Raw genomic sequence first — 8081 nt, forward strand, 5'->3', positions numbered from 1 at the left:
ATGAAAAGGAGGTAAAAGAGCTGAATTCTGAACAAGTTGAATGGCTCATGAAAGGTTTCTCCATTACTCCCATCATATTCTTTTATAGGGGGCAAGAAGAACTACCGACCAAATTTCCGCATGCAGTGGAGCGGGGTCAGTTAATCACAATCTTGTCTTTTGGTGAGGCGGTGATTGCGATTATTGGAACCTATTCTTTAGGTGAAAACTTCTTGTCGAGCGCCTTGCTTTTCTTTGGAATGGCCTGTATGTTTATCAACTATATGTCGCAGACCTTCTTAGGAGTTGATCACAAATCCAAGCGTCCGGTTGGTTTCCTCTTTTACTTGCATTTGATTATTGTGATAGAGATTAATATGTTCACCCTGTCAACAGAGCTACTGGCGGATAGCCACCATGCAGAGTTAGGGTATTGGATGTTGGTTGTTGGAGTTGCCTTGTTCTATCTGGGAACTTATGGAACAACTGTTTTTAACCAGTCTATGTATCGCTTGCAAAAAGGCGACCGGTTGATTCTTTGGAGTCTTGGTCTCGCGACCCTACTGGCTTTGATTTTTGTCGGAACAAATGTAGTAGGAACAGGACTTGCTTTGATCATTGGTTCTTACGCGTTAGGGGTTTACTTTTACATTTCTAGGAAAAGGCTGAGGAAGATTCATCAAGTATCTCAGCCGGATCCTTGAGTTAATCCACGAGATTTTTCAAAATAGAGGTCAAAAAAATGCATCCCAAGGAGGGTATGCATTTTTTAGAAGGCTTGACGGCGAGGGTTCATGCGGGCATTTTTGATATTGTAGGTGCGCATGAGCCACCAGCGGAGGGTGAAGGCTACGATTCCGATGAGGATGAGAACCATGCTTGGTAGGGGTGGGTTGATACCGGTTAGGAGGCTTTCAGAGATGGTGATAAGGGCGATCCAGGCTAGGAGGACAAGGCCTACAAAGAGGAAGCCACGGCGAACATTGGGGCGTTGACCTTCATACTGAGGTTCATAGTAGCGGTAGATAAAGTGGTAGAGGGCGTAGAAAACCGCTCCCCCCCCTGTCGTCATGCTGATCAGGGTTAGGAGTCCGTAGCTGGTACTTCCTGGGACAAACTGGTTGATCAGTCCGATTCCAAGTCCAACAAAGGCTAGGAGGAAAAGGGTGGATTCCAACCACATGAGCCAAGGATTGTCGTTGATTACAGCTGGTTTCGAGTTTTCAGAGGGACTTTCAGAAAGTTGGCTGCGAACCCATTGGGTAGGGGTGCCATAGAGGGCTCGAGCGGTGAAGCCACGATCCTGTTTCTCCTCAATATCGGGTAGGATACTTGCAAGGAGGCTTTCGATTTCCTCAGGGGACTTACCAGCTTGTTCCAAGAGTTTTTGCACGGTCCGGATATACTGTTGATTCTTTTTGGTTAGGTGTTCAAACGACATAAAATTCCTTTCTCTTAGAACAATTTTTTATGAATTAAGTAAAGTGTCATGGAGAGGCTCATTGCAAAGGCAATAGCAATAATAATCCAAAAGGCATGTGGCTCTCCATTGAGGGGCATATCATTGTTCTTAAAGTTCATACCATAAGCCGAGAAAATCATGGTCGGAATGGACATCACAATAGTCACCAAGGCCAGAGTCTTCATAATATTGTTCTGGTTGTTGGAGATGATGGAAGCAAAGGTGTCTGTCATGCTCCGTAAAATGTTTCCGTAAATATCCGCCATCTCAATCGCCTGCTGGGTTTCAATGAGCGTATCTTCCAAGAGGTCTTCATCCTCTAAGTATTTTTTGATGGTTGAAGAAGAAGAGGTTAATTTGCGAACCACGCGCTCATTGGTTTTCAAAGAGGCTTTAAAGTAGACAATGGTTTTTTCCAATTCCATGAGCTCAATCAATTCCTCATTGCGGGGAGCTTCCAAAAGGACTGTCTCAATTTGATCGGATTTGCGGTCAATCGACCGCAAGGCGGTTAGGTAGAGTTCCGCATTGCGGTAGAGGATTTGGAAAACGAAACGGGAGCGCATAAAGGTGTAAAAATTCCGCAGGCGTCGTTGCACAAATACATCCAAAAGGGGGATATTTTCTTGACAGGTGGTGATAATGACATCATCCGTTAAAATAATTCCCAAGGGGATGGTGACATAATAAATTTTATTGTTCCGTTCTTCGGTAATCGGGACATCGACGATAATCAGGGTATAATCATCCTCAATGGTCACACGAGACATCTCTTCCAGGTCGAGAGGGGCTCTTAGGTCGGTGATATCAATGTCAAATTCATTGGCGACTTCAATCGATTCACTCTGAGTGGGATTAATCAGGTTGATCCAAGAACCAGACTCCATGTGGTCAATTTCCTTGAATTGTGTTGTTGTGGATAAAAATACCTGTCTCATGATCCCCTCCTTCTTTTCTCATTCTCTTACATTATATCCTAAATAAGGTCAAAATCAAGCTTTTTCTACTCCTGTAAGACGTTTGAATCATTGGTTTTAAGCCCAGTTTTTAGGGTATTTTTGGTATAATGGATAGAATAGAAAAAGTGAGGATTGTATGCAGGATAAAATTGTTATTCATGGCGCACGCGCCCATAATTTAAAAAATATCGATGTGACCATCCCCCGTGACCAGCTGGTTGTTGTGACCGGCTTGTCTGGCTCGGGAAAGTCCAGCCTGGCATTTGACACCTTGTATGCGGAAGGACAGCGGCGTTATGTTGAATCCTTATCAGCCTATGCCCGTCAATTTTTAGGGAATATGGACAAGCCGGACGTGGATTCGATTGAAGGTCTCAGTCCTGCCATCTCCATCGACCAGAAAACAACCAGTAAAAATCCCCGTTCAACAGTCGGAACCATTACTGAAATTAATGATTACCTCCGCTTGCTTTATGCCCGTGTAGGGACTCCTTACTGTATCAATGGTCATGGAGCCATTGAGGCCTCTTCAGTTGAGCAGATTGTCGACCAGGTTTTGGAGTTGCCGGAAGGGCAGCGCCTGCAGGTTCTATCCCCTGTACTTCGTAAGAAGAAAGGGCAACATAAGAATCTCCTGGCTAAAATCCAAAAAGATGGCTATGTTCGAGTTCGCGTGGATGGAGACATCTATGATGTCACGGAAGTACCGGAGCTTTCAAAAAGCAAGAAGCACGATATTGAGATTGTTGTGGACCGGATTGTCCTTCGAGATGGGATTCGCTCTAGGCTCTTTGATTCCATCGAGGCAGCTCTCCGTTTGTCCGAAGGCTATCTGGTAATTGACACTATGGATGGCAAGGAGCTGCTCTTTTCGGAACACTATGCTTGTGCAGTTTGTGGTTTTACAGTTCCTGAGTTGGAACCGCGTCTTTTCTCCTTTAATGCTCCCTTTGGCTCTTGTTCTATCTGTGACGGTTTGGGGATGAAGTTAGAAGTAGACTTGGATATTGTTATCCCTGATCCTGCTAAGACCTTAAGAGAAGGTGCCCTGGCTCCCTGGAATCCGATTTCGTCTAACTACTATCCACAAATGTTGGAGCAGGCCATGACTGCCTTTGGTATTGACATGGATACCCCTTTTGAGGAGCTCTCGCAAGAGGACAAGGACTTGATTCTTTTTGGGTCTGGTGGCCGGGAATTTGCCTTCCACTATGAGAATGAGTTTGGTGGGGTTCGGGATATTGAAATTCCTTTTGAAGGGGTGGCCAATAATATTAGCCGTCGTTACCGGGAAACGAGCAGTGACTACACTCGAAATGTCATGCGGACCTATATGAATGAGCTGACCTGTGGAAGCTGTAAAGGTTATCGCTTGAATCCACCAGCTTTGTCGGTTCGTGTTGGTGGAGAGGATGGCTTGAATATCGGGCAGGTCTCAGATTTATCCGTTGCTGATCACTTGGCTTATGTTGAAGGTCTCACCTTAACCGAGACCGAGGCAACAATTGCTAAGCCGATTGTTAAAGAGATTCACGACCGTCTGTCCTTCCTCAACAATGTTGGTTTGAATTATCTGACCCTCTCACGGACAGCTGGCACCCTCTCTGGGGGAGAAAGTCAGCGGATTCGTCTGGCGACCCAAATTGGTTCCAACCTGAGTGGTGTCCTTTATATCTTGGATGAGCCATCGATCGGCTTGCACCAACGGGACAATGATCGTCTGATCGATAGCCTGAAGAAAATGCGGGATTTGGGGAATACTCTGATTGTCGTTGAGCATGACGAAGACACCATGTGGGCAGCGGACTGGTTGATTGATATTGGTCCAGGTGCAGGTATGTTTGGTGGGCAGGTTGTGGCTGCAGGGACTCCAGACCAGGTGGCCCAGGATCCCAATTCCTTGACTGGTCAGTACCTATCTGGCAAACGCTCCATCCCAGTTCCTCAAGAACGCCGTCTGGGAAATGGCCAGACCATTGAGGTGACAGGAGCTAGTGAAAATAATCTGAAAAATGTTTCTGCTTCTTTCCCCCTAGGGAAATTTGTGGCTGTAACGGGGGTTTCTGGATCTGGTAAGTCGACCTTGGTCAACTCTATTCTTAAGAAGGCCATGGCCCAAAAGCTCAATCGCAACTCGGACAAACCAGGGAAATTTAAAACGATTACTGGGATTAACCAGGTCGAGCGGTTGATTGACATTGACCAGAGTCCCATCGGGCGGACACCCCGCTCCAATCCAGCGACCTATACAGGTGTCTTTGACGATATTCGGGATCTCTTTGCCCAAACCAATGAGGCGAAGATTCGAGGCTACAAGAAAGGTCGCTTTAGTTTTAATATCAAGGGAGGACGCTGTGAGGCCTGCTCTGGAGATGGGATTATCAAGATTGAGATGCACTTCCTCCCAGATGTCTATGTTCCCTGTGAGGTCTGTCATGGAACCCGTTACAACAGCGAAACCCTGGAAGTTCATTATAAAGAGAAAAATATTTCGGAAATCTTGGACATGACGGTGAACGATGCGGTTGACTTCTTCCAGCATATTCCAAAAATCCAGCGGAAGTTGCAGACCATTAAGGATGTCGGTTTGGGTTATGTGACCCTGGGGCAGCCAGCGACGACTCTGTCTGGTGGTGAGGCCCAACGGATGAAATTGGCTTCTGAATTGCATAAGCGCTCAAATGGTAAGTCTTTCTATATTTTGGATGAGCCGACCACTGGCTTACATACCGAAGATATTGCGCGTCTCTTGAAGGTTTTGGAGCGTTTTGTCGAAGAAGGAAATACGGTCTTGGTCATTGAACATAACTTGGATGTGATTAAAACGGCGGATCACATTATTGACTTGGGACCGGAAGGTGGAGTTGGCGGCGGTCAGATTGTCGCGGTTGGAACTCCGGAAGAAGTGGCAGCCAACCCTGCCAGTCATACAGGTCGTTATTTACAGGCAAAATTAGAGGGGGCTTAGGTTTATGAAACGATTGAAAAAATTACAGGCGGAGCTTGTGGCGCGTGGGTTGGATGGTTTTTTGGTGAATAATCTGACCAATATTTATTATTTAACAGGCTTTTCAGGTTCTAATGCGACCCTGTTTGTAGAGCCAGAGGCAGTGACCTTTTTCACCGATTCACGCTATACCCTAGCGGCTAAGGCGATCCTTGATCCAGCCATTGATTTTGTGGAAACACGTGCGGAACTGGCAGAGGTGGCAGGGATTGTCCAGGATCGAGGTTTGAAGCGGATTGGTTTTGAACCCAATGTACCGTATCATTATTACCAAGAGTTGGCCAAGCGTTTGGCAGACCAGGAACTGGTGGCGGAAGCCAATGTTGTGGAAGGTTTACGCTTGATCAAGGACGCATCTGAGATTGCGATTATCCAAGAAGCTTGTAAGATTTCTGATCAAGCCTTTATCGATGCCTTAGAGTTCATCAAGATTGGGCAAACAGAATTGGAAATTGCGACCTTCTTGGATTTCCGGATGCGGGAGTTAGGGGCGAGTGGTTTGTCCTTTGATTCGATTGTGGCTTCTGGTCCGAATTCTGCTATGCCGCATGCCCATCCAGGTCAGCGTCAGTTGGAGTCCGGAGATACTCTTACCTTGGATTTTGGTTGTGTCTTCCAACACTATGCATCCGACATGACCCGGACTATTTACCTAGACCATGTTCAGGATGAGCAGGCTGCTCTGCATCAATTGGTTTTGGATGCCAACCAGGCGGTTATTGCTCAAGCTAAGGCCGGAATGCTTTTGACAGACTTTGACCAGGCTGCTCGCTCTTTAATTGACCAGGCTGGCTATGGCCCAGCCTTTAGCCATTCAATTGGCCATGGGATGGGGCTCGAGGTCCATGAAGAACCCTTCTTCAGGGCTGGCTCAGAGGACCGGCTTCAATCTGGTATGGTCGTGACCGATGAGCCTGGTATTTACTTGGATGGCAAATATGGTCTGCGGATTGAAGATGACCTTTGGATCCAGGAAGAGGGCTGCCAGGTTTTAACTAAGGCGCCTAAGGAGCTGATCATCATTTGAGCTTTGCCTTGAATTGTGATAGAATGAAGAGAAAAAATTATAATTGAAGAGGTATTCAAGCATGATTGATGCAAGTAAATTAAGAGCTGGGATGACTTTCGTAGCGGCAGATGGAAAATTGTTGCGTGTATTGGAAGCCAGCCACCACAAACCAGGTAAGGGAAATACGGTTATGCGGATGAAGTTGCGCGATGTTCGTAGTGGTTCAACTTTTGACACGACTTACCGTCCAGATGAAAAATTCGAACAAGCGATTATCGAAAGTCGTACAGCGACTTACCTTTACCAAATGGATGATACAGCTTACTTCATGGATACAGAGAGCTTTGAGCAATATGAAATTCCAACTGTAGCTGTTCAAGATGAGCTGCGTTTCATTTTGGAAAACTCAGAAGTGAAAATCCAGTTCTACGGAACAGAAGTGATTGGGGTAACGGTACCGACAACAGTTGAATTGACGGTTACAGATACTCAACCTTCTATTAAAGGTGCTACTGTTACAGGTTCTGGTAAACCAGCGACACTTGAAACTGGTTTGGTGGTTAATGTTCCAGACTTTATCGAAATTGGTCAAAAATTGATTATCAATACCCAAGAAGGTACTTACGTATCCCGTGCCTAGAAAGGACCAGTTATGACGCAACAATCAGGTGACATTATTATTGCCCCTCGGGTCTTAGAAAAAATCATCGCGATTGCAACAGCTAAAGTGGATGGGGTCCATTCCTTTGCCAATAAAAACATGTCGGACAGCTTGATGAAAAATAGCTCTAGCCGGGGTGTTTATATTGAAAATATGCAGGCGGATGAAAAGGTTGTGGATATCTATCTCTACCTTGAATATGGGGTATCGGTCCCTAATCTGGCTTTGGAAATTCAAAAAACAGTCAAAACAGCTGTCCGGAATTATCTAGAGATGGAATTGGCTGCGGTGAATCTCCATGTGGCTGGTATCGTTCCTGAAAAAACACCGAAACCAGACTTGAAAGACCTTTTCAATGAGGACTTCCTAAATGGTTAAGGGACAACAGGAAACTCGTCGTGATTTACGTGAACGGGCCCTTCAAACTTTGATTGGTTTGGAGTTTCAAGAGGATTCTCTAGGCCTGGTCGCTTTTGCTTATAACTATGATAAGGAAGAAGTTGAAGAGGAACGTGAAGTTCCAGTCTTCCTCCTCAATCTTGTCCAGGGGGTTCAGAATCACCAGGCTGACTTGGATCAGAAAATTGCAGCCAAGTTGAAGGCTGGTTGGACTGTGGACCGCCTTACTTTAGTTGAGAAAAATATCCTGCGTCTCGGGCTCTTTGAAATGCTTTACTTTGAAGAAACCCCAGCTATCGTTGCAGTTAACGAAGCGGTAGAGTTGGCTAAGACCTTCTCAGAACCAAAATCAGCTGGCTTTGTCAATGGGGTCTTGTCGGCCTATGTTGTGGACGAGGCAGATGCTTAGGAACTAGAAAAGAGAGGCCATTGGTGAGCCTCTCTTTTGTGTTTTAAGAGGAGAGTTCCTGAACTTTGGAATCCTCTCCTGTTTTTAATAAGGTTCTATAATAAGTTGTGTGGAAAGCTTGCTCTCCATGCAACTTTTTTTGTAATTCAGAGTGCAAAAAAAAGCAATTCCTAGTAAACTGATAAGTGAAAAAAAA

General features: G+C 45.6%; 8 protein-coding genes. 6 read left to right on the plus strand and 2 right to left on the minus strand.

Translation table 11 applies throughout. The features are described from left to right. On the plus strand, positions 1 to 683 hold a 683-nt coding region (locus tag E5983_RS07570), incomplete at its 5' end, for a low temperature requirement protein A (protein ID WP_237397604.1). A gap of 65 nt (positions 684 to 748) precedes the next feature. Here E5983_RS07570 and E5983_RS07575 read toward each other — a convergent pair. Further along, positions 749 to 1420, minus strand: coding sequence for a DUF1129 domain-containing protein (locus tag E5983_RS07575; RefSeq protein ID WP_160333263.1), 672 nt, complete (start codon positions 1418 to 1420; stop codon positions 749 to 751). Between the two features lie 14 nt (positions 1421 to 1434). Then, on the minus strand, positions 1435 to 2379 hold the full coding sequence (locus E5983_RS07580; RefSeq protein WP_160333264.1) for a magnesium transporter CorA family protein: 945 nt from the start codon (positions 2377 to 2379) through the stop codon (positions 1435 to 1437). Between the two features lie 157 nt (positions 2380 to 2536). Between E5983_RS07580 and uvrA the strand changes: the two genes are divergently transcribed. The 5 genes from uvrA to nusB all read left to right on the plus strand — a co-directional run bounded on the left by uvrA (position 2537) and on the right by nusB (position 7885). Next, positions 2537 to 5368 (plus strand): excinuclease ABC subunit UvrA, encoded by a 2832-nt coding sequence (uvrA, locus tag E5983_RS07585; protein WP_160333265.1) that lies wholly within the window; start codon positions 2537 to 2539, stop codon positions 5366 to 5368. A 4-nt stretch (positions 5369 to 5372) separates the two neighbouring features. Beyond that, positions 5373 to 6434 carry a M24 family metallopeptidase gene (locus E5983_RS07590; RefSeq protein WP_160333266.1) on the plus strand — a complete coding sequence of 354 codons (1062 nt, stop codon included), beginning with the start codon at positions 5373 to 5375 and terminating at the stop codon, positions 6432 to 6434. A 61-nt stretch (positions 6435 to 6495) separates the two neighbouring features. Beyond that, positions 6496 to 7056 (plus strand): elongation factor P, encoded by a 561-nt coding sequence (gene efp, locus E5983_RS07595; RefSeq protein WP_160333267.1) that lies wholly within the window; start codon positions 6496 to 6498, stop codon positions 7054 to 7056. Between the two features lie 12 nt (positions 7057 to 7068). After that, positions 7069 to 7455: an Asp23/Gls24 family envelope stress response protein gene (locus E5983_RS07600; RefSeq protein WP_160333268.1), complete on the plus strand. Its 387-nt coding sequence runs from the start codon at positions 7069 to 7071 to the stop codon at positions 7453 to 7455. Further along, positions 7448 to 7885: a transcription antitermination factor NusB gene (gene nusB / locus E5983_RS07605; protein WP_160333269.1), complete on the plus strand. Its 438-nt coding sequence runs from the start codon at positions 7448 to 7450 to the stop codon at positions 7883 to 7885. The genes E5983_RS07600 and nusB overlap by 8 nt, the downstream gene beginning before the upstream one ends. Positions 7886 to 8081 lie beyond the last annotated feature (196 nt).

It is taken from the genome of Streptococcus danieliae (assembly GCF_009767945.1).
GTDB classification, from domain to species: domain Bacteria; phylum Bacillota; class Bacilli; order Lactobacillales; family Streptococcaceae; genus Streptococcus; species Streptococcus danieliae.

What these genes read in the sequence shown, in the direction of transcription:
- E5983_RS07575 (WP_160333263.1), bottom strand. Translation starts at nt 1,420, where the DNA reads ATGTCGTTTGAACACCTAACCAAAAAGAATCAACAGTATATCCGGACC.
- E5983_RS07580 (WP_160333264.1), bottom strand. Translation starts at nt 2,379, where the DNA reads ATGAGACAGGTATTTTTATCCACAACAACACAATTCAAGGAAATTGAC.
- uvrA (WP_160333265.1), top strand. Translation starts at nt 2,537, where the DNA reads ATGCAGGATAAAATTGTTATTCATGGCGCACGCGCCCATAATTTAAAA.
- E5983_RS07590 (WP_160333266.1), top strand. Translation starts at nt 5,373, where the DNA reads ATGAAACGATTGAAAAAATTACAGGCGGAGCTTGTGGCGCGTGGGTTG.
- efp (WP_160333267.1), top strand. Translation starts at nt 6,496, where the DNA reads ATGATTGATGCAAGTAAATTAAGAGCTGGGATGACTTTCGTAGCGGCA.
- E5983_RS07600 (WP_160333268.1), top strand. Translation starts at nt 7,069, where the DNA reads ATGACGCAACAATCAGGTGACATTATTATTGCCCCTCGGGTCTTAGAA.
- nusB (WP_160333269.1), top strand. Translation starts at nt 7,448, where the DNA reads ATGGTTAAGGGACAACAGGAAACTCGTCGTGATTTACGTGAACGGGCC.